This is a genomic window from Nocardia sp. NPDC004168 (assembly GCF_040610355.1).
In the GTDB taxonomy this organism is placed as follows: Bacteria; Actinomycetota; Actinomycetes; order Mycobacteriales; family Mycobacteriaceae; genus Nocardia; species Nocardia sichangensis.
This window is the reverse complement of sequence record NZ_JBEXME010000001.1, coordinates 297,267-320,275: the sequence shown is the minus strand read 5'-3', so window position 1 is coordinate 320,275 and position 23,009 is coordinate 297,267. Positions and strand designations below refer to the sequence as shown.

Genomic DNA, 23,009 nt, shown 5'->3' with positions numbered 1-23,009 from the left:
AGTTCGCCACGATTGACGGGGAATCGAAACTTTCTCATCGGCAACCGCCGCGACATATCGGCGCTGTAAGCAAGCAGCCCGCCTCGGTGTCGGGTGTGGACGACCGGCAACTCACGTGCTCGTCAGCTGATCGCGGAATTCCCTTGTGCGGCGAGTCGTCGGTTGGTGAGCTCCAATTGACGCACCGTGCCCACCTCCAGAGCACTCACCTGGGCGTCGTCCAAGCGCCCGCACAGCCGCCCCCAGTGCACCGCGACCCGCTCCCCTACCGCGACATCCGGCAGCGCCGCGTACCCGTCCACCCGGATCGGCACCGACCGCGCCGTCTCCGCCGACAACGCGAGACGTTCGCCGTCCCAGCTCAGCGCACGGCAGCCCAACACGACCTCGCCGCCGGCGCGGTCGAGCACCGTTCCCCAGCCGATCCGGCAGTTGTCGAGCACGTGCAGGGGCTGTTCGTTGCCGTGTCCGAGCAGCCGCGACCAGGGGTACACACCGAAGACGTGGAAGCAGTGGTTGGCGGCCGCCTCCTCGGCCAGCCGTGGCGTCAGGTACGTCCAGTACCCGCCCGCGACCGGGCCGAGCAGATCCAGCAGTTCGGCGGTGAACTCGCGGGCATCCAGTTCCGCGCCGACGCCGCCGCCCAGCCAGTACGCCTCGACGAGCCTGCGGTCCAGCGGGTCCGCTATACCGGTCATGCGCGCCATCACGCGCAGGTACGGCCACGCTCCGGTGAACCGGCGCGCCACCGCCCGCACCTGCTCGTCCGAGCCGTCGCGCAGGGCGGCCGCGTCGGGCGGCCCGCAGTAGCCCAGCCGATTGGGCGCGTAGGCGTACCGGGCGAACATCTCCGCTCCGCTGCCCGCCATCAGCACGGCCCTCCGCCCGCCCGGCCCGGGGACCACCGCTGCTCGATCCGGCCGAATCGCCACACTCCGACGGCGACCGCCCAGGTGAGCAGGAACAGTCCGGCGATCACGAAGCCCATGGCGCCCAGATCCAGCCCGCCGACCCACGCCAGCGGTCCGTCGGCGATGCCGAATTCGTCGGCCAGCAAGGAGATCATCTCCTGCGCGCCGATCAGCAGCGCCACGGCCACCGACAGACCGGTGACGACGATGTTGTAGTAGACGGTGCGCAGCGGTCCGGCGAACGCCCATCCGTATGCGTAGTTCATGAACGCGCCGTCCAGCGCGTCGAACAGCGTCATGCCCGCCGAGAAGAGCACGGGCAGCACGAGGATCGCGTACCACGGCAGGTCGGTCGCCGCCGCGCCGCCCGCGATCACCAACAAGCTCACCTCGGTGACGGTGTCGAAGCCGAGGCCGAACAGCAGCCCGACGAGGTACATCTGCCACGGCGCGCGCACCGCCCGGGTCAGCGGCCCGGTCACCCGCTGCAACGCGCCGCGGTCGTGCAGCCGCTGCCGCAAGGCGGCCTCGTCGTAGCTCCCACGGCGCATCGAACGGAACACCCGCCAGATGCCGATCAGCGAGACCAGGTTCAACGCCCCGATGGCGAGCAGGAAAGTGCCGGAGATGCCGGTGCCGAAGAGGCCGGTCCAGCGTTGCAACCCGGAGTTCTCGTCGCGCAGGTTGCCCGCCAGCGCCTTGACGCCGAATGCCAGCAGCGCGACGAGGACGAACACGATGGTGGAGTGCCCGAGGGAGAACCAGAATCCGACCGACAGCGGCTTGCGCCCGTCCGCGACCAGTTTGCGGGTGGTGTTGTCGATCGCGGCGATGTGATCGGCGTCGAACGCGTGCCGCATGCCGAGCGTGTAGGCGGTCACGCCGAGGCCGACGCCGAACACCGCACCGTCCACCACGTATCCACCGGGGACAACGAGCAGCAGCAGCGCCGACCACCCGAGAACGTGCAGGACGACCACGACCGACGCCATCCCCGCGACGCCGCGCCGCTGCCGTCCGTCCAGCGGGGCACGCGACGCCGCAGGCGTCTCGGCGATCCGAACGATGATCCACACCTCGCCTTCTGGCTCAGGGCCGATACCGGTCCCCTGTCAGCAGATCCGCGGCAGCTGCTCGCCCGCGGGCAGATCCACCACCCGCGTACCCCCGAGTGCCGTGCGGGCGACCACCATGCCGGGATGCTCGGCGACGCATCGGCCGATCACGGCGGCCTGCGCGCCCAGTGGGTGCTCCCGCATCGCCGCCAGCACGCGTTCGGCGTCCTCGGGCGCGACGAACGCCAGCAGCTTGCCCTCGTTGGCCACGTACATCGGGTCCAGGCCGAGCAGCCCGCACGCGTCGCGCACGCCGTCCGGCACGGGAAGCTGCCGCTCGTCCAGGGCCACGCCGACTTTCGCGGCACGGGCGATCTCGTTGAGCGAGGCCGCGACGCCGCCGCGGGTGGGGTCGCGCAGCACGTGCACGTCGGCGCCGGTGGCCAGCATCGCCGCGACCAGACCGTGCAGCGGCGCGGTGTCGCTGAGCACGGTGGTACCGAACTCCAGACCTTCGCGGCAACTGAGCACCGCGACACCGTGCACCCCGATCTCGCCGCTGACCAGCACGACGTCGCCCGGGGTCGCGCGTTGCGGCCGGATGTCCACCTCGGCGGGCACCACGCCGATGCCCGCGGTGTTGATGTAGATCCCGTCACCGTGCCCGGCGTCGACCACCTTGGTGTCCCCGGTGACCAGCTGGACTTCGGCTGCCAGCGCGGCGGTCCCGACCGCCTGCGCGATGCGTGCGATGTCGGCCAGCGCGGTGCCCTCCTCCAGGATGAACGCGGTGGACAGCACCATCGGACGCGCACCGGACATGGCCAGATCGTTCACCGTGCCGTTGACCGCGAGCTCACCGATGGTGCCGCCCGGGAAGACGAGCGGCTTCACCACGAACGAATCGGTGGAGAAGGCCAGCCGCGCGCCGTCGAGCGTGACGACCGCGGAATCGGTCAGGTCCGCGTTCGCGGCGGAGCCGAACGCGGGCAGGAACAGATGCTCGATCAGCTCGCCGGACATCGCGCCGCCGCCGCCGTGGCCCATGACGATGTTCGGCGAATCCCGCAGCGGCATCGGGCAGACCCAGCCCTCATCGATCGTCACGGGCGCGGCGCCTTTTTCACGCATGGGCCACCTCCGCGGGCAGATCCAAGCGCCGGTACAGGTAGTAGGCGGCGCACGCGCCTTCGGAGGACACCATGGTGGCGCCCAGAGGATTCCGCGGCGTGCACTGCTTGCCGAAAGCGGCGCACTCGTTCGGCTTGATCAGCCCCTGCAGCACCTCGCCGGAGCGGCAGATGGTCGATTCTTCGGTGTGCAGGTCGCCCACGGCGAAGCGGTGCTCGGCGTCGAACTCGCGATAGCGCTCCGACAGCCGCCAGCCGCTGCGCGGGATGACGCCGATGCCGCGCCAGCCCCGGTCGGTGACCTCGAAGACGTCCTGCAGCATGGCTTTCGCCGCGGGATTGCCCGCAGCGGACACCGCGCGCGGGTAGGCGTTCTCCAGTTCGTGCCTGCCGGACTCCAGTTGCAGCACGGTGCGGCGGATACCCTCCAGGATGTCCAGCGGTTCGAATCCGGTGACCACCATCGGCACTCGGTACTGCTCGGCCAGCGGCGGGTACTCGTCGGTGCCCATCACGGTGCAGACGTGCCCGGCGGCGAGGAACCCCTGCACCCGACAGGTCGGCGACTCCATGATGGCGGCGATGGCGGGCGGGACCAGCACGTGCGACACCAGCAGCGAGAAGTTCCTGATCCCCAGCCGCTTCGCCTGGTAGACCGTCATGGCGTTGGCCGGAGCCGTGGTCTCGAATCCGATGCCGAAGAACACCACCTCGCGGTCGGGATTCTCCTTGGCCAGGTTCAGCGCGTCCAGCGGCGAGTACACCACACGGACGTCACCGCCCTCGCTCTTCACCCGGAACAGGTCCTTGGAACTGCCCGGCACGCGCAGCATGTCACCGAACGAACAGAAGATCACGCCCGGTCGCGCGGCGATCTCCAGCGCCTTGTCGATCACCTCCAACGGGGTGACGCAGACCGGGCAGCCGGGGCCGTGGATCATCTCGATCTGGTCGGGCAGCAGTTGGTCTATGCCGTGACGGATGATCGAATGTGTCTGTCCGCCACAAACTTCCATGATCGCCCAGCGGCGGCTGGTCGCGGCGCGGATCCCATCGAGCAGGTGCCGGGCCAGCTCGGGGTTGCTGAACTCGTCGAGATATTTCATGACTTCGCCTCCGGTTCCTCGCGGGACGGCTCGGCGGCGGGATTGTCCAGGCCCGCCTGCTTCGCGGCGATGGCGAAACCGTCGCCGAATTCCTCGTTCAGTACGCCGAGGTGCTCGAACTCGGCCAGGGTCCGCAGCGCGGACTCCTCGTCCAGACGCTGGATCGCGAAACCGACGTGGACCACGACGTAATCGCCGACCGCCGCGTCCGGGATGTATTGCAGGCACACGTCCTTGTGCACGCCGCCGAAGTCGACGACCGACATCAGCGTGCCGTCCCGCTCGTGCAGGCTGAGCACTTTGCCTGGTACCGCAAGACACATCGTTGCTCTCCTTCGCTCATCCCTCGCTGCACGCGAGGAGTTGCCCGAACGCGAGGCCGCCGTCGTTGGGCGGCAGTCTGTGGTGGGTGATCACGGTGAACCCGTTGTCGCGCAGCAGCGCACACGATCGCGCGAGCAGCAGGGCGTTCTGGAACACGCCGCCGGACAGGGCGACGACCGTCCCCGGGGCGGCGTAACGCGCCGCGAGGTCGAGCACCAACCGAGCGACGGCGGCGTGGAAGCGCGCGCCCACCACCCGCGGGGGCGCGCCCGCGCGAACGTCGGCGACCACGTCCGCGATCACCGGCGCGGCATCGATCCCGGCGGGATCGCCGTCCGCGAGCGGGAATCGGTAGGCGGCGTCGCCTTCCGCCCCCGCGCGCGAGAGTCCTTCCAATTCGATCGCCGCCTGGGCTTCGTAGTCGACGACGTGCCGCACGCCGCACAGCGAGGACACCGCGTCGAACAACCGGCCCATGCTGGACGTGGGCGCGCAGCCCAGTCCGGTCCGGAACTGGTGGGCCAGCACCGAACGCTCGGCGGGCGGACACGCCGCGACCGCGGGGATGTCCTCGGACCAGTCGATCCCGGCCGCGCGCAGATGAGCCAGCGCCATGCGGTAGGGCCTGCGCACGGCGAGATCGCCGCCCGCGAGCGGCACGTACTTCAGGTGCGCCAGACGCCGGTAGCCCTTGTAGCCCGCCAGCAGCACCTCACCGCCCCACACCGCCGCGTCCGGTCCGTACCCGGTGCCGTCGAAGGCGATGCCGACCACCTGCTCGGTCGCGCCGAGCCCGTGCTCGCCCATGACGGCGGCGATGTGCGCGTGATGGTGCTGGACGGTGTAGACGGCTCGCTGGCCCGCGTGCCTGCGCGCCCAGGCGGTGGAGCGGTAGCCGGGGTGCGCGTCGGCGACCAGCTGCGCGGGACGGACGCCGGTGAGTTCTCCGAGGTGGCGCTGCGCGGCGTCGAAGGAGCGCAGCGTCGCCAGGTCGTCCATGTCGCCGATGTGCTGGCTCAACCAGGCGTAGCGGCCGTCGGCCATCGCGCAGGTGTTCTTGAGGTCCGCGCCGACGGCGAGCGTCGGCGGCAGCGGCACCGGCAGCAACAGCGGCAGCGGCGCGTAGCCGCGCGAGCGCCGGACCGGCAGTTCGCGGCCGTCGAGCGAGCGCACCACCGAGTCGTCGCAGGGCACCAGGATGCGCCGGTTGTGCGACAGCCAGCCGTCGGCGAGCCCGGCCAGGCGGGTGCGTGCGTCGTCGTCCTGGTAGCAGATCGGCTCGCCGCCGAGATTGCCCGAGGTCATCACGAGCACCTGCGGGCCGGGCGGGTCGCCGGGCAGACCGAACAGCAGCAGGTGCAGCGGGGTGTAGGCGAGCATCACGCCCAGGTCTGGATTACCGGGCGCCACCGATGGCGAGACCGCCGGGCCGTCATTCGAAGGGGGCTCCTCGGGCGAGGATCTGCGAGCGAGCAACACGATGGGGCGAGCCGGGCTGGTCAGCAGCGTCTCGGCGGCGTCGTCGACGGCGACGATGGCTCGTGCCGTGGCCAGATCCGGGACCATGACGGCGAAAGGTTTGTCACCACGGCGTTTGCGACGCCGCAGTTCCGCGACGGCGGCCTCGTTCGTGGCGTCACAGGCGAGGTGGTATCCGCCGATGCCTTTGACCGCCAGGATTCCGCCCGCGCGCAGCAGTTGCCGCGCGGCCGCCAGCGGCGTACCGGCTCCCGGTCCCGTATAGGCGAGCGTGGGGCCGCAGTCGGGGCAGGCGATCGGCTGCGCGTGGAAGCGCCGATCGGCGGGATCGGCGTATTCCCGTGCGCACCGCTCGCACATGGCGAAGTCGGCCATCGATGTGCGCTCGCGGTCGTAGGGCAGGCTCGCGATGATGGTGAAACGCGGACCGCAGTTGGTGCAATTGACGAACGGATGGCGATAACGGCGATCGCGCGGATCGCGCAACTCGCGTTCGCAATCGGCGCAGATCGCGACATCGGGTGAGGCGAGCGTGCGACCGCCGCCCTCGCGCGTGGTGCCCGCGATGTGGAATCCGGTGCCGCCGCGCGCCGGGATGTCGGCCTGCTCGACCGACTCGATCACCGCCAGCGGCGGCGGTCGCAGGCGCAGCCGCCGGGCGAACTCGTCCAGATCTCTGGCCGCCCCCTCGATCTCGACGATCACGCCGTTGCTGTTGTTGCTCACGCTGCCGGACAGAGCCAGTTCGGCGGCGGTGGTGTAGACGAACGGCCGGAATCCGACGCCTTGGACCACACCGCGCACCAGCAGACGCCGCCGCAGCCGCACAGTGTTCATGACTGGTCCCCGCGTTGCAGCAGACGCAGCCCTTGCAGCGCCGCCTCGGCTCCCGCCGCGTCGGTCTTCTCCACCGCGAAGCCCATGTGGATGATCACCCAGTCACCCGGCCGGGCCGGATCGTCGTCGAGCAGCCCGATGTTCACCTTCCGCTGCTCGCCGGAGACGTCGACCAAGGCGATCTGATCGTGGTAGCCGTCAGGGATCGCCAGCACCTGTCCCGGGATGCCCAGACACATCGGTCAGTCCTCCTGTCGCGCTGTGGCCCGCGGAAGCGGGGAGCCATCGGATGTCCCGGCGGGTAGGAACGCGGCGAGCACCTCGCCGACGGCGGCGACCGCCTCCGGCACCGCCGCCGCGACCGGCGCGGACAGGCCGATGCCCTCCTCCACGCAGGCGACCTGGCAGCCGATCACTACCGTGGGCGGCAACACGCCGCCCAGCGCGCGTACCCCGGCGAAGACGGCGTCCGGGCTCATCGCGTGGGCGTCGAGCTGGGCGCCGGTGTCCTCCGGCTCGGCGCCGAACACCTCGACCCGGCCGGGCGCGCCGCGGTCGGGCAGCGCGTCGATCAGCAGCAGCGCCGCCCAGGGGTCGAGCAGGTCGTAGGCGAGGTGCATGCCGCGGATGCCGTAGTCCACCGCGCGCACACCGGGGTCGGGGTGGTGCGGCAGTCTGCGCACCACCTCGGGTCCGAATCCGTCGTCGCCGAGGAAGATGTTGCCGATCCCGGCGATCAGCACCGCGGCCGTCGAGTCACCCCTCTTTCTCGGTGGGTGTCGTCGCGCCGCCCACTCGCGCGTCGTCGACCTTTCCGGTCGCCGTCTCCGCGGGGGCGTTGGCGGTGTCCTTGCGCTCGTCGTACGGAGGTGCCGCCGCTTCGGTGCCGGTCGGGGCTTCCGAGGTGAACTCGGTGCCCTTCTTGGCGTCTTCCGGATGCGCGGAGGTCATCTCCTCGTGACCGATGTGGCCCGGTTCCCGGTCCGCCGGGCCTCCGGCCGCGACGCCCGTGCCCGCGTCGCGCGAACCCGGCGCGCCACGTGCCGATTGCGGCTCTTCGCGATGCTCACCCATGATGCTCCTTTCCGGTGCCCCGCTACATGTGCCGGATCTTCAGATATCGCCGCAGATCCGGGAGCGACCGCACGCCGAGATACACTCCCGCCGCCACCAGCACGGCGACGACGGTCGTCGAGACCACTCCCACGGTTTCCATAGCGGACTTCCTTTCATTCCTCGGTGCCGTCGAGCGGCTCCAGTTCGTCGGGCGCGAAATACAGGTAGCGCCCGTACCATTCGTGCAGCTCGGCCGCCGGATCGGCGTCCAGCACCACCCCGACGTGCGCCTGTCCGTCCACGTCCTCGTGAACCGAGACGACCCGGGCGCACTGCCCGTCGAAGAACAGATCCTGGGCGTCGGCCCGGCGCGCCGGATGCAGCCGGACGCGGCTGCCCTTGCGCACCAGCGCCCCCGCGACCGGCACAGCGTCCAAGTCCGGGCGAACGGCGCTGTCGGCCAGCGGGTCCCACCAATCGACGCCCTCGGGAATCTCCGGGATCAACCCGGGCCCCTCGGCGTGCGGGTCGCGCAGCACCCCGTGCAACTGCCGCATCGCGTCGGGCGACATGGCCTCGCAGCGGTCGATGATCTCCGCCGCGCGCGGGTCGGTGGCTCGGGCGCTCGCCTTCTCCGCATCGGTCATGGTGAGTATGCGCAGCGTGAGGATCTCGTCGATCTCGGTGGAGTCGAACAGCGCTCCTTCGCTCTGCTCCGCGATCTCCGGGTGGTCGTAGAGGATGATCGGCGAGATGAGCAGCACGCTGTAGTCGCCGGGCGGCCCCGCGAGCACCGGGAAACACCGGTACCGATCGCAGCGGGCGGCCACGGCGGTGGCGTCGGGCGGCGGTTCCAGCAGGGAGACGAACTGTCCGCCGGTGATCTCCGCGATGATGTGCGCGCCGATCAGCGAGCGGGCGATGGCGTCGCGCTTGTCGGTCGCGGGTGCGCCCACGTTGCGCAGGACGACCGTGAGCCGTAGGAAGCCGTCGTCCCGGTCGGCGGCGAGTTCCAGCTCACCCGTCAGCGGCAGCCGGGTCCGCACGAACGTGCCCGGCGCGGAGACGGCCGCGGTGGCGATCTGCTCGGCGTCGGAGCCGCCCGGGATGTCCAGCGGCAGGATCGCGCGGGCGGGCGGGACCGGGCCGACGGTGATCTCCTGCTCGACCGCCTCGTCCCAGGACAGCCACGACCGCGCGCCGTCGGTCACCTCGGCGACAGGCGTACCGTCCCCGTCCACCACTTGGCGGCGCTGGAGCTGGAGGAACCGCACGGTGAGGGTGAGTTCGGGATTCTCGCCCGGGTCGATCAGGCACTGCGCCGACAGCGTCGACTCCTCGCCGAGTCCCGCCGCGGCGGCCCCGTGCGGCCCCAGCACGCCGAACTGCCAGCGCGACTGGTTCTTGCGCGCGTCGGCCCGGTAGGGGTACAGCAGGTAGCCCTCGTAGAGCACCGCGTCGGCCACGGCGCGGGCGCGGGCACGAGCTTCGGCGGTCGTCACGGCGTCTCCTCGGTGCTGGTCAGCAGGTGGGTCACCGCGTCGTCGAAGCCGTGCAGGCCGTGGCTGGATTTGTAGGTGGCCAGCGCCCGGAGCGTGTCGTTGTGCAGCCGCACCCACCCGGTATTCGGGAAGTACGCGTCCATCAGGCCCTGCCACACCGACACGGGCATCTCGAACTTGTCCTCGCGGTCCCATGGAATCTGCTGGATGGCGAATCCGGTCGTGCCTCGGATGAAGACCGTCCCGCTGAACAGGAACAGCAGCGGAACCACACCCTCGCGCAACGCGTGCAGGTACTTCGATCCGGTCACCTCGAAGTCGTAGGTGCACGGCATCGGCAGGTCCACTTGGGCGCCTCCGGTGAAACTCGGAACCATGGTGGCGCAGTGCATCCAGAGAAACGAGCGCTGGGTCTCGTGCCACCGTTCGCGCGGGCCGAACAGATCGACCAGCCCTGCGGCCTCCTCGTCGGAGTAGCCGCGGCGGAACGGCTCGATGCGCACCTGCGCGCGCAGGGCGATGGCGTGCACGGGCTCCTCCGCGAGCGCGGCGATGCCGACGCGCGCGGAGAGGATCGGCGCGACGGCGTACGGCTCGGGTTTGATCTCGAGCACGGCGAACGTCGTCGAGTACACCGGGCTCATGCCGCACCGCCGGTTTTCGCGCGCGCCGACGCCTCGGCGAAGAACTCCTCCAGGTATCGGTGCACGTCCTGGCCGCCGTCGAATCCGTGCCACAGCAGCCGCATCCGGCCGACGAACTCGTAGCAGGCGTCGATCGGTAGCAGCAGGCAAGCCGCCCGCTCGGTGCGGCGGTCGGGCACCCGGATGAGCAGCGCTTCCACGTCCGGGGCGAGCACGTCCAGCTCGGGATGCCGGTGAATGATCGAATTCCATTGCTCCAGAGGTAATTCCGACTCCGTAGCGCCGACGGGCCCTGGATAGAACGCCACCGTCCGGTCCAGTGCGGAATTGCGGAAGAAGAACGCCAGATTCACGGGGATGTCCAGTGCGTCCCATTCGGCCCGGCTGATCGTGAAATCCGGGAACGTGAGATACCGGTCCGGCACCGCGCGATACCGCAGCTCCGCGTTCTGGTCGACGAACAGCAAGTAGCAGCCGCGGCATACGCACATCAGCTGCCTGCCTTCGACGTTCACCACGTGCTGGTGCCGGTCGGCGATCGGCTCCGCGCACATCTCGCACCGCTCGCCGGGCCGGGGGGCGGGCCCGCGATCGGCGGCGATCCGCTGGAGCGCGCGAAACGGTGTGCTCACCCGTGGACCTCCACCGGCACCGCCACCGACAGTTCGCCGGAGCGCACGAGCACGGGGAGCGGTTCGAGGTGACCGTCACCGTCGACCCGGGCGCCCGCGTGCACCACGTCGTAGTGCGCCCGGCAGGTCGGGCACCGCAGCACCGCGTCACCGGCCGGGAACCCCACGCGCCGCTCGAGCGCCGCACCCGCGAGCGATCGGTCGCATCCGGGGCAGTGGTCGCGATAGGCGTACAGCTCCGTTCCCACCCGGCAGGCGAGCACCGTCAGCCCGGCGACGTCGAAGCCGCCCACCTCGCCCGCGTCGAGATCGGCCAGTTCGGGGACCGCGACCCAGTTGCCGGACCGCGCGCCGTCCGCGCGCACGCGCGAGAACAGCGAGTCGGCGGAGATCACCCCCGCCGACTCGGTCTGCGCGGCGACCACTTCGATGGACTCGATCTCCGGCGCGGCCGCCCGCACCGCGTCCTCGACGGCCAGTTCGAGCGTCACCGACGAGGACGGACAGCTCTTGCAACTACCCGCCAGTTCCAAGCGCACCACGCCGTCGACGATGTCGACCAGGTGGACGTCGCCGCCGTGGGAACCGAGATACGGACGCACGCTGTCCAGCGCGTTCCCTACGCGGGTGGTCACATCGTGCGGATGCAACCCGTGCACGAGCAGCAGGCTCGCGACCAGATCGTCGCGGGTCAACCGCTCGACCGCCGCGTCGTCGAGCAGCTCGACCACGCGGGTCAGCGCCGCGCCGTAGAGTTCGACCAGTTCGCGCACGAGTTGCTCCGCGCGTTCGCGGGCGAGCGCACCGCCCGCCGAACTCGCTTCCAGCAAGGTCTCGATGCGATCACCGGCTTCGCGCCACCGGGAGTCGTCGAGCGTCGCGTCGTCCCGGTCGTCCGGGCGATCCTCCACCGTCACCTCCGGGTCGTTTCGCCCGACGCGGACTCACTCGGGAGTGAGCGTCTGCGTCGGTGAATGCAGCTTCTCCAGCGTCTTGCCCTTGCCTAGATACATGTGCACGCCACACGGCAGGCACGGATCGAAGCTGCGCACGGTGCGCATGACGTCGATGCCCTTGAAATGCTCGCGGTCGTTCTCCTCGAAGATCGGCTGGCCCTGCACCGCGTCCTCGTAGGGACCCGGCGTGCCGAAGCTGTCGCGCGGGCTGGCGTTCCACGGCGTCGGCGGGTACGGGTGGTAGTTCGCGATCTTGCCGTCCCGGATCACCATGTGATGCGACAGCACGCCGCGCACCGCCTCGGTGAAGCCGCAGCCGATGCTTTCTTCCGGCACCTCGAACTTCTCCCAGGTCTTGGTGTGGCCGGCCCGGATCTCCGCCATCGCCTTCTCCGCGAAGTGCAGCGCGCAGGCCGCCGCGTACGCCTGGAAATAGGTGCGCGCGCGGTTGCGCTCGAGGGTGTTGCTGCCGTGCACCGGCACCTTCCACTCCAGCGTGACCGGCCCCTTGAGCGCGGTCTTGGGCAGATTGATCTGCACGCTGTGCCCGGTGGCCTTCACGTAGCCGATGTCGATGAGGTTGGCCAGCGCCGTCGACCACAGCCGGGCCAGCGGGCCGCCGCCGGTGTCCAGGGGGAGGTGATCGGTGCCGTCGAACCACCGCGGCGACATGACCCAGCTGTACTTCTCGTCCAGGTCGCGTTTCTGCGGCCGGGGGTTGGTGTGCTGGTTCCAGGGATGGCGGCGGTCCACCGGGTTGCCCAGCGGATCGGTCTTGACGAACATCTCCTGATCGGTCCAGTCCTCGTAGTACGAACTGCCCAGCAGGATCCGCAGTCCCAAGTTGATGTCGACCAGGGAGGTGGTCAGCAGTTTGCCGTCGACCACGACGCCGGGGGTCACGTACATCTTGCGGCCCCAGTCCGCCATGTCCTTGTACTCGAAATTGCAGAACTCCGGGTCCTGGAACGAGCCCCAGCAACCCAACAGCGTGCGCCGCAGGCCGACCTTCTCGTAGCCCGGCAGCGCCTCGTAGAAGAAGTCGAACAGATCGTCGTGCATCGGCACGACCTTCTTCATGAACTCCACGTAGCGCATCAGCCGGGACATGTAGTCGGTCATCAACTGGATCGTCGCGACCGTGCCGGGTCCACCGGGATACAGCGTGGACGGATGGACGTGCCTGCCTTCCATCAGGCAGAACATCTCGCGCGTGATCCGGCTGACCTGCAACGCCTCCCGGTAGAACTCACCGGTGAACGGGTTGAGCGCGCGCATGATGTCGGCGATGGTGCGATACCCGTGGTCGCCCGCGTGCGGCGCCTCGGTGTTCTCGGCCCTGGCCAGCACGCCCGGATTGGTCTCGGAGACCATCTTCTCGCAGTAGTCGACGCCGACCAGGTTCTCCTGGAAGATGTTGTGGTCGAACATGTACTCGGCGGCCTCGCCCAGGTTGACGATCCATTCGCCGAGGTGCGGCGGGCGCACGCCGTAGGCCATGTTCTGGCAGTAGCACGAACAGGTGGCGTGGTTGTCGCCGCAGATGCCGCAGATGCGGCTGGTGATGAAGTGCGCGTCGCGCGGGTCCTTGCCCTTCATGAAGATCGAGTAGCCGCGGAAGATGGACGAGGTGCTGTGACACTCGACCACTTCCCGATTCTCGAAGTCGATTTTGGTGTAGATGCCGAGGCTGCCGACGATGCGAGTGATCGGGTCCCACGCCATCTCGACGAGGCGGTCCGGCTCGATCGTTTTGTGCGACGGCTCCGGAATGATCTGGGTCATCAGAGAACCTCCTACCAGGTGCGGGTCGCGCCGGTTTCCAGCTTCCGGCCGCGGTGCCGCCAGTGCGGCTCCTTGTCGACCGTGCGTCCGGTGATGTGACGGAGGCTGCGGATCACCGATCCGTAGAGCCCCGATGCGCTGGACGAGAGCTTTCCGCCCGGTGGTTCGTCCATGAACGGCATGAACTTGTCCGGGAATCCCGGCATGGTGCAGCCGATGCAGATGCCGCCGACGTTCGGGCAGCCGCCCAAGCCGTTCATCCAGCCACGCTTGGGCACGTTGCACTTGACCACGGGCCCCCAGCAGCCGAGCTTCACAATGCATTTCGGCGAGCCGTACTCGGTGGCGAACTCACCCTGCTCGTAGTAACCCGCACGGTCGCAACCCTCGTGCACCGTCGCCCCGAACAGCCACTTGGGCCGCAACGCGTCGTCGAGCGGAATCATGGGCGCCTGGCCGGTCGCCATGTAGAGCAGATAGGTCAGCGTCTCCGACAAGTTGTCCGGCTGGATCGGGCAGCCCGGCACACAGACGATCGGAATACCCGCTTTGCTCTTCCAGTCCCAGCCGAGATAGTCCGGCACGCCCATCGCGCCGGTGGGGTTGCCCGCCATGGCGTGGATGCCACCGTAGGTCGCGCAGGTGCCCGCCGCCACGATGGCCGTGGCCTTCGGCGCGAGACGGTCGAGCCATTCACTGGTCGTCATGGGCTGGCCGGTGGCGGGATTGTTGCCGAACCCGCACCAGTAGCCCTCCTCTTTGATCTGCTCGTTCGGAATCGAGCCCTCGACCACCAGCACGAACGGTTCGAGTTCCCCGCGGTCGGCTTTGAAGAACCACTCCAGGAAGTCGTCCGCACCGCCGTTGGGGCCGCACTCGTAGTCGATCAGCGGCCAATGCACGGCGATCTTCGGCAGACCGGGAAGCGCGCCGAGTGCGATCTCTTCGACGCTCGGCTGCGTGGCCGCCGTCAGGGCGACCGAATCACCGTCACAACTGAGTCCCGCGTTGATCCACAGAACGTGGATCAGCGTCTCTTCGGCTCGTACTGCTTCCTGAGTGGGCATTTCTCGCCACCTTCCGCAGCGGACCACGGGGGCCGAATCTCGCCTTTCTCGAAGAAGGGGTCACCCGCAGATGTGATCCTGATCACTTCACTTTAAGCGCGCCCGGCGGCTTCCTCAAGAGCCGCCGGACTGGCCGCGCGACGCTGCTCGGCCAGCCAGTCGTACCAGGTAGACAGGCCTGTTCCGCTGCTCACGGACAGCGGCAGGACCTCGACGCCGGGGTGTATCGAATGGATGTATTCCCGGCATCGGTCCAAATCGAAATCGACATACGGCAGCAGGTCGGTCTTGTTCACCAGGACCAGCCCCGCCGCCTGGAACATGTGCGGATACTTCAGCGGTTTGTCGGTCCCCTCGGTCACCGAGATGACGACCACCTTCTCCCGCTCCCCCAGATCGAACAGCGCCGGGCAGACCAGGTTGCCGACGTTCTCGACGAACAGCAGCGTGCCCGGCGCCGGTTCGAGCGTCTCCAGCGCGCGATACATCATCTCCGCGTCGAGGTGACATCCCGCGCCGGTGTTGACCTGCACCACACGGCACCCCGTCGCCTTGATCCGGTCGGCATCGAGCAATGTCGCCTGATCCCCTTCGATCACCGCGATCGAGGCCTGGCCGGACTCACGGATGGTGCGCTCCAGCAGCGTGGTCTTACCCGCGCCCGGCGAACTCGTCATATTGAGCGCGAGGATGCCGCGCTCGGCCAGCCAGTCCCGGTTGCGCTGCGCCAGTTCGTCGTTCTTGGCGAGGACCTTCAGCTCCAAGGTGACCGTCTCGGTGGCGGGCACGTGGACGTGGTCGGCGCCGGGGCCGTGCTCGTGTGGATGGTGGTCCTCGTGCGTGTGCTCATGGTCCGCATGGGCGTGATCGTGCCCGTCGGCGTGCTGGTGATCGTGCGGGACGCGAATCAGCGCGGCGGCGTCGTCGCCGCACCCGCAGGTTGCGCACATGCCTCACTCACCTCCATGGATCGGATACGCAGCTCGCGCCCGGAGCGGATCTCGACATCGGCGCTGCCGCAGGGACACAGCAGGATCGGGTCCGGCAGCCGGAACTCGGCGCCACAGGTACGGCATGCCGCCACCCCCGGGATCTCCACCAGGACCAGGTCCGCGCCCTCGGCGACCGTCGCCTCGGCCGCGACTTCGAAACAGAACCGCATGGCATCGGGCACCACAGCGCACAGCGCGCCGACCTCGACGGTGACGGAATGGACCCGCCGGCCCGCCGCGTGCTCACAGACGGCGTCGATGACGCCGCGCGTGATGGCCATCTCGTGCATCCGGACCTCGATTCCTCGAGTGGACAACTTGAGGCTACTCCCGGGCAAACCTCCCGCGGGGCAAATCTTCGATGCTCGGCGAACGCGTCTCCGGGGCGTCACGCGTTACGTCGGCCACGGACCACGGATACCGGCGAAGCCACGGCCGGAATCCCCCTCCGGATCCCTGCCGCCCGGCAGCAAACACCCCGTGCTTACCCACGCACCGACCCGTCACACCTGCGTCCGCCGACGCGGTCAGTCGGGGTCGACCACGGCGCGGACCTGGCCGCTGTCGGCATCTATCGTCACGTCGTGCTCCACGCCCGCGGGAGTGGTGAGCTCCACCTCCCACACCGCGACCCCCTGGTCCGTGTCGAGCTGAATGGACGTGACCCGTCCGCCCGGCACGGCCGCCAGGGCCTTGTCGATGGCCTGCTGCCTGCTGATACCGGTATCGGCCGCCAGCGACCGGTCCGCCGCGACCGAGCGGAACGCGACGGTGTGATCGTCCGGACCGCCGGTGGCCACCGCGGACAGGACCGCGCTCAGACCGACGACGGCGGCCGCGACGGCCGTGCCGACGAGCAGCCAGCGAAGGCCGGCGTAAGCACGGCGGAATACGGTTGTCATGGGAAACCTCCTGCGCGAGTGATGATCTCGAATGCGTTCACTGTGGCGAACCGAGCTGAAGGCGAGCTGAAGTCACCTGAAGACGGTTTCAGGATCCGTCTGCCACTCTTGGGGGATGCGTCTGCTGATCGTCGAAGACGAGAAACGTCTGGCTCGCACGCTGGCAAAAGGGTTGTCTGCCGAGGGATTCGCCGTGGATGTGGTGCACGACGGCGCCGAGGGCCTGCATCTGGCGACGACAACCGACTACGACTTGATCATCCTCGACATCATGCTGCCCGGCATGAACGGCTACCGCGTCTGCGCCGCGCTGCGCGCCGGTGGCCACGAGACGCCCGTGCTCATGCTCACCGCGAAAGACGGCGAATACGACGAGGCCGAGGGCCTGGACACCGGCGCGGACGACTACCTCAGCAAGCCGTTCTCCTACCTGGTGCTGCTGGCCCGCATCCGTGCGCTGTTGCGCCGCCGGACCCGCGGCGGCGCCCGTGTGCTGCGCGTCGGTGATCTGACCGTGGACCCGGGCACCCGGACCTGCCGTCGCGGCACGCAGGACGTGACGCTGACCGCCAAGGAGTTCGCCGTGCTCGAGCACCTGGCCGTCCGCGCCGGGGAGGTGGTCTCGAAAGCCGATATCCTGGACCATGTCTGGGATTTCGCCTATGACGGCGACCCGAACATCGTCGAGGTCTACATCAGCACGTTGCGCCGCAAGATCGACGCGCCGTTCGGGCGCCGATCGATCACCACCGTTCGCGGCGCGGGCTACCGGCTGACGGCCGATCGTGCCTGAGCGAGCCGCGCGGGTCTGGTGGCGCTCGGTCCGCGTGCGCACCACGGTCGCGGCGACGGTCGTGGTCGCGGTGGCGCTGACCGCGGCCGGGCTCGTGGTGCTGGCCGTGCTGCGGCACAACCTGGTGCACAGCGCCGAAATGCGGGCGGAGTCCACCGCGCAGGACGTGGAGACGCAGCTCGCGACGGGCACGGATCTCGCCCGGCTGCGGCTTCCCGATGCCGAAAGCGAACCGGTGCAGGTCGTTTCGCTCGACCGCCGCGTGCTAGCGGCCGACGACGACCTCGCGGGCAAACCGCCCATGGCCGAGTTCGGCCCGTACGCCAAGACTTCCGATGACGATGACGATGACGAAGACGAGGAGGACGACGAAGAGAACGAGGACGAGAAGCCGGACCGCGAAAGCCTTTCGCAACCCACGGACCCCACGGCGGCCGACGCCGAATTCGGCGACGTGCGGCTGACGGTGGACGACGAGGACGGGCCGCATCCGTTCCGGGTCGCCGCCCTCGCGGTGACCATCCGGGGCGGACAGCCCGCCACCGTCTACGCGGGCTCCTCGCTGGCGACCGCCGACAGCGCGGTGGCGGACGCACGGCAAGCGATGCTGATCGGCCTGCCCCCGCTGCTCGCCGTGGTCGCCCTGGTGACCTGGCTGGTCACCCGGCGCGCCCTGCGCCCGGTGGAGGCGATTCGCAGGCAGCTCGCCGAGATCATGGACGGCGATCTCTCCCGCCGCGTGCCGGAGCCGGGATCTCGCGACGAGATCGGCAGGCTGGCGAGCACCACCAACGCCACGCTCGCCGCGCTGGAGGAGTCCACGGAGCGCCAGCGCCGGTTCATCGCCGACGCCGCACACGAGTTGCGCAGCCCGATCGCGAGCCTGCGCACCCAGCTCGAGGTGGCCCAGGCACACCCCGAACTGCTGGAAGTGGACGGACTGATCGGCGACACCATCCGGCTGGAACATCTCGCGGCCGACCTCTTGCTCCTGGCCCGGCTCGACGCGGGTGAGCAACCGCGCTCGGATCGGGTGAACCTGACCGTGCTGGTCCGTGAGGAGTTGGAGCACCGCGTCCGGGACCGGGTGGCCGTGCGGATCGCGACACCGAAGGAGCCCGTCGCGGTCACCGGAAGCCGTACCCAGCTCGCCCGCGTCCTGGGCAACCTGGTCGACAACGCGCAGCGGCATGCCGCGAACACCGTTGACGTCGCCGTGGACCACGCCGCCGACGAGCGGGTGGTGCTGTCGGTCACCGACGACGGACCGGGTGTGCCGCCCGCCGACCGCGACCGGATCTTCCAGCGATTCGTCCGCCTGGACGACGCGCGCAGCCGCGACGAGGGCGGCGCGGGCCTCGGCCTGGCCATCGTCCGCGACGTCGTGGAACGCCACGGCGGCACCATCCACGTCACCGACGGCACACCCGGCGCCCGTTTCGTGGTCACGCTGCCCGCAGCCGGTACGTAGCCGGGCGCTACGGGTTCGACGCCGTGCCACGACTGGTGATGATCGGAATCGAGGTCCGCACCACACGTCCGATCGAGCACGTCGCGGTCGATTCCGTTCGACTCCCGGCAGGGGACCCACGCCCATCGATCGTTGCGCGCCGCTACTCGGCCGCCGTGTCCGTCTTCTCCGGTGCGATCCCGTGGTTCGACGTGGGCAGGTCATGGACCTACGACACCGCCACGGTGCCCACGACGAATCCGCCGCTCGCAGCCCTGGACAGCCCCGTCGGCGGCGAGGCCCTGCCCTTGTCCCGCGTCATCCGCGCTCGCACGCGAACCGGGCGGCGATAACGCGATTCGGCACCGCACCGTCGTTCAACTGGCGAGCGCGCTACGCAGACTCTCGATGACGACCCGACGCGCGGCACGCCCTTCCGGGGTCGGGGTCAGCGGATAGACATGGGGCAGGCCGGGAGCCTCGTGGTAGTCCACCACGACCCCGGCGACGCGCGCCGCCTCGACCAGCAGGAGGGTGTCCGGCCACAGGATGTCATCGGTGCCGCAGAAGACCGTCAGCGGGCCGAGTCCGCGCGGGTCGGCGGCCAGTGGGCTGACGCGCGGGTCGGCGAGCTCGAGATCGCCGCGCCAGTGTTCGATGAACACCCGCGATCCCGCGACGCCCAGCCACGGGTCCCGTGGCTGCACGACCTCGATTTCCGGATTGGTCAGCGACAGATCGAGCGCGGGGGCGATGAGCACGGTGCCGGGCAGCCGCACGTCGTGCTCGTCCCGCAGGGCCACCGCGGCCGACAGTGCGATCTGCCCTCCGGCGGAATCCCCTGCTACGCATACATTTCCGTAGGTCTCCCGGTTGGCGAGCGCCAGCTCCACGAAGCCCGCGACGACCTGACCTGCCGTCCCGAACGGAATCAGCGGGTAGATCGGGACCGTCACCGCCGCACCGGCTTCCGCGGTGACCGCCGCGCACAGCGCCCAGTGCTGCGGCGCGATCTCGTGCACCCAGCCGCCGCCGTGTGCGTACACAACGTTCCCTCGTGGCGTGCGCCCGCGCGGAGTGAGGGTGTAAACCGGCCAGCCGCCGCGACGCTCCACCGTGATCGTCACATCCGCGCGCAGCCGGCGCGGCGGACCGTAGTTGCGCGGCCGCACGCTCCGATCGAGAACCCGCTTGCGCGCGGACTCGGCATCGATGAACACGCGATTGGCCCGCGTCGCCTTCAGGTACCCGCGCACCACCTGGTTGGCCAGACTCGGCATCGCATCTCCTCCACTCCGGCGACCGGCGAACGGCGAGTTCGCCATCACCTCGGAAGGCGATTGTGCCGCACCCGGGCCGGCGGCAGCCGTCGGCCCGAGCCGGAATTCGCGCCGTCAGGACAGCTTCAGGCTGCGTCCGATGATCTCTTTCATGATCTCGGTGGTGCCGCCGTAGATGGTCTGGATGCGGGCGTCCATGTAGGCCTTGGCGATCGGGTATTCCTTCATGTAGCCGTATCCGCCGTGCAGTTGCAGGCAGCGGTTGATCAGGTCGAGCTGCTCCTCGGTGCTCCACCACTTCGCCATCGCCGCGTCCTCCGCGGTCAGCTTGCCCTCGTTGAGCAGCTCGATGAACTTGTCGACCATCAGCCGCACCGCGGTGGTCTTGGTGGCCAGTTCGGCGAGCACGAAGCGGGTGTTCTGCAGCGCGCCGATCGGCTTGCCGAACGCCTTGCGGTCGCGGACGTATTGCACGGTCATGTCCAGGCAGGACTCCATCGCGGCCGCCGCCATGACGGCGATCGACAGACGTTCCTGCGGCAGGTTCTGCATGAGGTGGATGAAGCCCATCCCCTCGGTGCCGAGCAGGTTCTTGCCGGGCACGCGCACGTCGGTGAAGCTCAGCTCGGCGGTGTCCTGGGCCTTGAGGCCGAGCTTGTCCAGGTTGCGGCCGCGCTCGAAGCCGGGCATGCCGCGCTCGACCACGAACAGGCTGAAGCCCATGGCCCCCTTCTCGGGGTCGGTCTGCGCCACCACGATCACGATGTCGGAGTTGATGCCGTTGGTGATGAAGGTCTTGGCGCCGTTGAGGATCCAGTCGTCGCCGTCCCGCACCGCGCGAGTCTTGATGCCCTGCAGGTCCGAACCGGTACCCGGTTCGGTCATCGCGATCGCGGTGATGATCTCGCCCGCGCAGAAGCCGGGCAACCAGCGCTGCTTCTGCTCCTCGTTGGCCAGCTCGAGCAGATAAGGCGCGATCACATCGTTGTGCAGCGAGAAGCCGAGGCCGGAGTACTGGCCGCGCACCGACTCCTCCGAGACGATGGCGTTGTAGCGGAAGTCCTTCACCCCGCCGCCGCCGTACTGCTCCGGCATGGCCATGCCGAGGAAGCCCTGCTTGCCCGCCTCGAGCCAGACCGCCCGGTCGACGATGCCCTGCTCCTCCCACTTCGCGTGATTCGGCGCGACGTGCTGATCGAGAAACTTGCGGAACGACTCCCGGAACAGTTCGTGCTCGGGTTCGAACAGTGTGCGTTCCACGCCAACCTCCTAGTGACCACACCGGCCGGTCCACACCGACCAGTCGTTGCCCCATACCGTACCCGGGGCGAGAATCCCTGTTCACTTCTGGGGCCGGAACCATGGTCTCACCAGGAGCGGCGGATCGGGTCGAGATAAGCGGACGAGATTCCCGGCAAACGATCGAAGGCTTGGGACGATTGATCGCCACCCTGGGGCGGGACGCCGCAGAACGAGGCCGGCCTGCCACTGACCGGCACGCGCTTCAGTTGTCGATCAAGACGACGGACTGCGCGACCACGGACACCGACTGAGCAGACTCAGGCGAAATGCCGACAGGCGCAGACACCGCTCGCCGATGACAACGACCGCCGCGGTCGCCACCCGGCGCGCGAGGTCGGATCCGTCGACGGCCCGGTGGTGTCGGCGCGGATGACCGGAGTGACCGCGAGCCGTTCGGCCAGGCGAGCCCCAGCCATCCCAGTGGTGCGCGAGGTGTCCGGCCTCGGACATGACAGTCGGCCGGACCCTCCGCCGGTCCAACCCAGCTCGCGGCGCGCTCGAGATCCGGCCGTCACTCGACCTGTTCCGACGACTCGGCCCGCCGACCGCCGCCGCCGCGCAAGCTCCAGGTCGCGATGGCGGTGCGTCCGGCCGGGAAGCTCCGCGGCTGAAGTGCCGATCGGGCGTGGGAACGGTCGAGCCGTGAGCTCTGCGACGAATCGCCCTACGTGACGTGCCGCGCTCGCAGCACCGACGCCGACGCCGAACAGCCGGACGATGAACAGTCGACCGTCGCGCGGATCGCCGCAGCCCTCAGCGCGTCAGCCAACCGCGCAAGCGGCCCACCAAGGTGCGCCCTTCGTCGCGCGCCCGTTCGGCGAAGAGGAAGTTCATCTCCTCCTCCAGCGCTTTGCGCACTACGTCACGGAATTCCGTGGCGGCGGCGTGCATGTCGCCCGCGTTGCGCCACGGCGCCGGGTCGATGGGCGCACCGGCGGAGAAGTAGAAGCGCTCCGGACGCGGGATGACGGTGGGACCGACGCCGCGGATGAGCGGCGGGGTGAGGTCTCGGCTGAGCCCGAGCGCTTCCACGGTCCAGCGCAGGGGGCGCAGGATCGGATGGTCGCCGTCGACCAGGATGTCGTAGGCGTCGTCGACGCCGATCATCGCGACCGGGACGATGGGCGCGCCCGCCTCGATCGCCATGCGGGCGAAACCGCTGCGCCCCTCCCACTTCAGCAGGTACTTCTCGTTCTTGCGGCGGACCGCCTCCCGGCCACCGCCAGGGAACACCATCACGGCCTCGCCGCGCCGGAGCAGGGCCAGGCAGTTGGACCGAGTGCCGCGCACCGCGCCGTAGTGGTGCAGCAGGTGCCGGACACCGGGAACGTTGATCAGCACGTTCTCGGCGAGACCGCGGATCAAGCGGCCGCGGCGGCGCAGCACCTCGGGCAGCAGCATGGGGGCGTCGATGCCGCCCAGCAGGTTGTGGTTACCGACCAGCAGCACCGGGCCGTCGGCCGGGATGTTCTCCAAGCCGTAGAAGCGCGGGCTGGTCCACGCGCGCAGCGGCGCGAGCAGGGTGTCGATCACCCACAGATCGGTGTCGGTCAGCGAAACCGACAGCGGCGCACCGTCGCTGAGCGCCGGATCGGCGCTGTTCGCGGCGCCGGAGCGCCGGGTGCGGGAATCGGAGCGGGCGTCCGACATGAACCCTCCTGGTGTCGATTCGATGACGATAGCGCAACGAAATCGACTGCGTCGCACCGGATGTGCGCGTCGCATCGCGACACGCCCGATCCGGTCGATCGACCAGCTCGTTCGCCGTCCCGGCAAGCCTGCCGCGAACTCGCACTTCAGCGGCGG

Annotated in this window: 24 protein-coding genes; 3 read left to right on the top strand and 21 right to left on the bottom strand. The window is 69.4% G+C overall.

The window, feature by feature from the left end:
* Positions 1–122: 122 nt before the first annotated feature.
* From ABZW96_RS01630 to ABZW96_RS01545, 18 genes are all read right to left on the bottom strand, one after another.
* Entirely contained in the window at positions 123–869 is a 747-nt protein-coding gene (locus ABZW96_RS01630) for a DUF6390 family protein (protein WP_355070282.1), read from the bottom strand.
* Complete coding sequence (locus ABZW96_RS01625; RefSeq protein WP_355071020.1) at positions 869–1,936, bottom strand: HoxN/HupN/NixA family nickel/cobalt transporter; 1,068 nt, start codon at positions 1,934–1,936, stop codon at positions 869–871. Before ABZW96_RS01625 ends, ABZW96_RS01630 begins: the two co-directional genes overlap by 1 nt.
* Positions 1,937–2,023: 87 nt before the next feature.
* Complete coding sequence (gene hypE / locus ABZW96_RS01620; protein ID WP_355070280.1) at positions 2,024–3,097, bottom strand: hydrogenase expression/formation protein HypE; 1,074 nt, start codon at positions 3,095–3,097, stop codon at positions 2,024–2,026.
* Complete coding sequence (hypD, locus tag ABZW96_RS01615; protein WP_355070278.1) at positions 3,090–4,202, bottom strand: hydrogenase formation protein HypD; 1,113 nt, start codon at positions 4,200–4,202, stop codon at positions 3,090–3,092. The genes hypE and hypD overlap by 8 nt, the downstream gene beginning before the upstream one ends.
* Positions 4,199–4,525 carry a HypC/HybG/HupF family hydrogenase formation chaperone gene (locus ABZW96_RS01610; protein ID WP_355070277.1) on the bottom strand — a complete coding sequence of 109 codons (327 nt, stop codon included), beginning with the start codon at positions 4,523–4,525 and terminating at the stop codon, positions 4,199–4,201. The genes hypD and ABZW96_RS01610 overlap by 4 nt, the downstream gene beginning before the upstream one ends.
* Before the next feature lie 16 nt (positions 4,526–4,541).
* A complete protein-coding gene (gene hypF / locus ABZW96_RS01605) occupies positions 4,542–6,842 on the bottom strand; it encodes a carbamoyltransferase HypF (protein ID WP_355070276.1) in 2,301 nt (766 codons plus the stop codon).
* Positions 6,839–7,081, bottom strand: a complete 243-nt coding sequence (locus tag ABZW96_RS01600; protein WP_355070275.1) for a HypC/HybG/HupF family hydrogenase formation chaperone — start codon at positions 7,079–7,081, stop codon at positions 6,839–6,841. The genes hypF and ABZW96_RS01600 overlap by 4 nt, the downstream gene beginning before the upstream one ends.
* 3 nt (positions 7,082–7,084) lie before the next feature.
* Positions 7,085–7,585 carry a hydrogenase maturation protease gene (locus ABZW96_RS01595; RefSeq protein WP_355070274.1) on the bottom strand — a complete coding sequence of 167 codons (501 nt, stop codon included), beginning with the start codon at positions 7,583–7,585 and terminating at the stop codon, positions 7,085–7,087.
* A 13-nt stretch (positions 7,586–7,598) separates the two neighbouring features.
* Positions 7,599–7,916 carry a hypothetical protein gene (locus ABZW96_RS01590; protein ID WP_355070272.1) on the bottom strand — a complete coding sequence of 106 codons (318 nt, stop codon included), beginning with the start codon at positions 7,914–7,916 and terminating at the stop codon, positions 7,599–7,601.
* 155 nt (positions 7,917–8,071) lie between these two features.
* Positions 8,072–9,400, bottom strand: coding sequence for a hypothetical protein (locus tag ABZW96_RS01585; RefSeq protein ID WP_355070270.1), 1,329 nt, complete (start codon positions 9,398–9,400; stop codon positions 8,072–8,074).
* On the bottom strand, positions 9,397–10,044 hold the full coding sequence (locus ABZW96_RS01580) for a DUF6084 family protein (protein ID WP_355070268.1): 648 nt from the start codon (positions 10,042–10,044) through the stop codon (positions 9,397–9,399). The genes ABZW96_RS01585 and ABZW96_RS01580 overlap by 4 nt, the downstream gene beginning before the upstream one ends.
* Positions 10,041–10,676 carry a DUF5947 family protein gene (locus tag ABZW96_RS01575; RefSeq protein ID WP_355070266.1) on the bottom strand — a complete coding sequence of 212 codons (636 nt, stop codon included), beginning with the start codon at positions 10,674–10,676 and terminating at the stop codon, positions 10,041–10,043. The genes ABZW96_RS01580 and ABZW96_RS01575 overlap by 4 nt, the downstream gene beginning before the upstream one ends.
* Positions 10,673–11,587 (bottom strand): NifU family protein, encoded by a 915-nt coding sequence (locus tag ABZW96_RS01570; protein WP_355071019.1) that lies wholly within the window; start codon positions 11,585–11,587, stop codon positions 10,673–10,675. Before ABZW96_RS01570 ends, ABZW96_RS01575 begins: the two co-directional genes overlap by 4 nt.
* Positions 11,588–11,620: 33 nt before the next feature.
* Positions 11,621–13,417 (bottom strand): nickel-dependent hydrogenase large subunit, encoded by a 1,797-nt coding sequence (locus ABZW96_RS01565; protein WP_355070264.1) that lies wholly within the window; start codon positions 13,415–13,417, stop codon positions 11,621–11,623.
* A gap of 11 nt (positions 13,418–13,428) precedes the next feature.
* Entirely contained in the window at positions 13,429–14,484 is a 1,056-nt protein-coding gene (locus ABZW96_RS01560) for a hydrogenase expression protein HypE (RefSeq protein ID WP_355070263.1), read from the bottom strand.
* Positions 14,485–14,576: 92 nt separating this feature from the next.
* Positions 14,577–15,434: a hydrogenase nickel incorporation protein HypB gene (gene hypB, locus ABZW96_RS01555; protein WP_355070261.1), complete on the bottom strand. Its 858-nt coding sequence runs from the start codon at positions 15,432–15,434 to the stop codon at positions 14,577–14,579.
* Positions 15,392–15,766 carry a hydrogenase maturation nickel metallochaperone HypA gene (locus ABZW96_RS01550; RefSeq protein WP_355071017.1) on the bottom strand — a complete coding sequence of 125 codons (375 nt, stop codon included), beginning with the start codon at positions 15,764–15,766 and terminating at the stop codon, positions 15,392–15,394. The genes hypB and ABZW96_RS01550 overlap by 43 nt, the downstream gene beginning before the upstream one ends.
* A 237-nt stretch (positions 15,767–16,003) precedes the next feature.
* Positions 16,004–16,378, bottom strand: a complete 375-nt coding sequence (locus ABZW96_RS01545; RefSeq protein WP_355070259.1) for a PepSY domain-containing protein — start codon at positions 16,376–16,378, stop codon at positions 16,004–16,006.
* A 115-nt stretch (positions 16,379–16,493) separates the two neighbouring features.
* Here ABZW96_RS01545 and ABZW96_RS01540 point away from each other — a divergent pair, with 115 nt between their 5' ends.
* The 3 genes from ABZW96_RS01540 to ABZW96_RS01530 are packed head-to-tail and all read left to right on the top strand — an operon-like array spanning position 16,494 to position 18,974.
* The gene (locus ABZW96_RS01540; protein ID WP_355070257.1) at positions 16,494–17,171 is read left to right on the top strand and encodes a response regulator transcription factor; all 678 of its coding nucleotides are present in this window, start codon (positions 16,494–16,496) and stop codon (positions 17,169–17,171) included.
* Complete coding sequence (locus ABZW96_RS01535; protein ID WP_355070255.1) at positions 17,164–18,642, top strand: HAMP domain-containing sensor histidine kinase; 1,479 nt, start codon at positions 17,164–17,166, stop codon at positions 18,640–18,642. The genes ABZW96_RS01540 and ABZW96_RS01535 overlap by 8 nt, the downstream gene beginning before the upstream one ends.
* 23 nt (positions 18,643–18,665) lie before the next feature.
* Positions 18,666–18,974, top strand: coding sequence for a hypothetical protein (locus tag ABZW96_RS01530; RefSeq protein WP_355070253.1), 309 nt, complete (start codon positions 18,666–18,668; stop codon positions 18,972–18,974).
* A 24-nt stretch (positions 18,975–18,998) separates the two neighbouring features.
* Here the strand turns inward: ABZW96_RS01530 and ABZW96_RS01525 are convergent, their stop codons facing one another.
* The 3 genes from ABZW96_RS01525 to ABZW96_RS01515 form a co-directional block, all read right to left on the bottom strand.
* Positions 18,999–19,901 carry an alpha/beta hydrolase gene (locus ABZW96_RS01525; RefSeq protein WP_355070252.1) on the bottom strand — a complete coding sequence of 301 codons (903 nt, stop codon included), beginning with the start codon at positions 19,899–19,901 and terminating at the stop codon, positions 18,999–19,001.
* A 114-nt stretch (positions 19,902–20,015) separates the two neighbouring features.
* Positions 20,016–21,161 (bottom strand): acyl-CoA dehydrogenase family protein, encoded by a 1,146-nt coding sequence (locus ABZW96_RS01520; protein WP_355070250.1) that lies wholly within the window; start codon positions 21,159–21,161, stop codon positions 20,016–20,018.
* A gap of 795 nt (positions 21,162–21,956) precedes the next feature.
* The gene (locus ABZW96_RS01515; protein ID WP_355070248.1) at positions 21,957–22,853 is read right to left on the bottom strand and encodes a lysophospholipid acyltransferase family protein; all 897 of its coding nucleotides are present in this window, start codon (positions 22,851–22,853) and stop codon (positions 21,957–21,959) included.
* Positions 22,854–23,009: the final 156 nt, after the last annotated feature.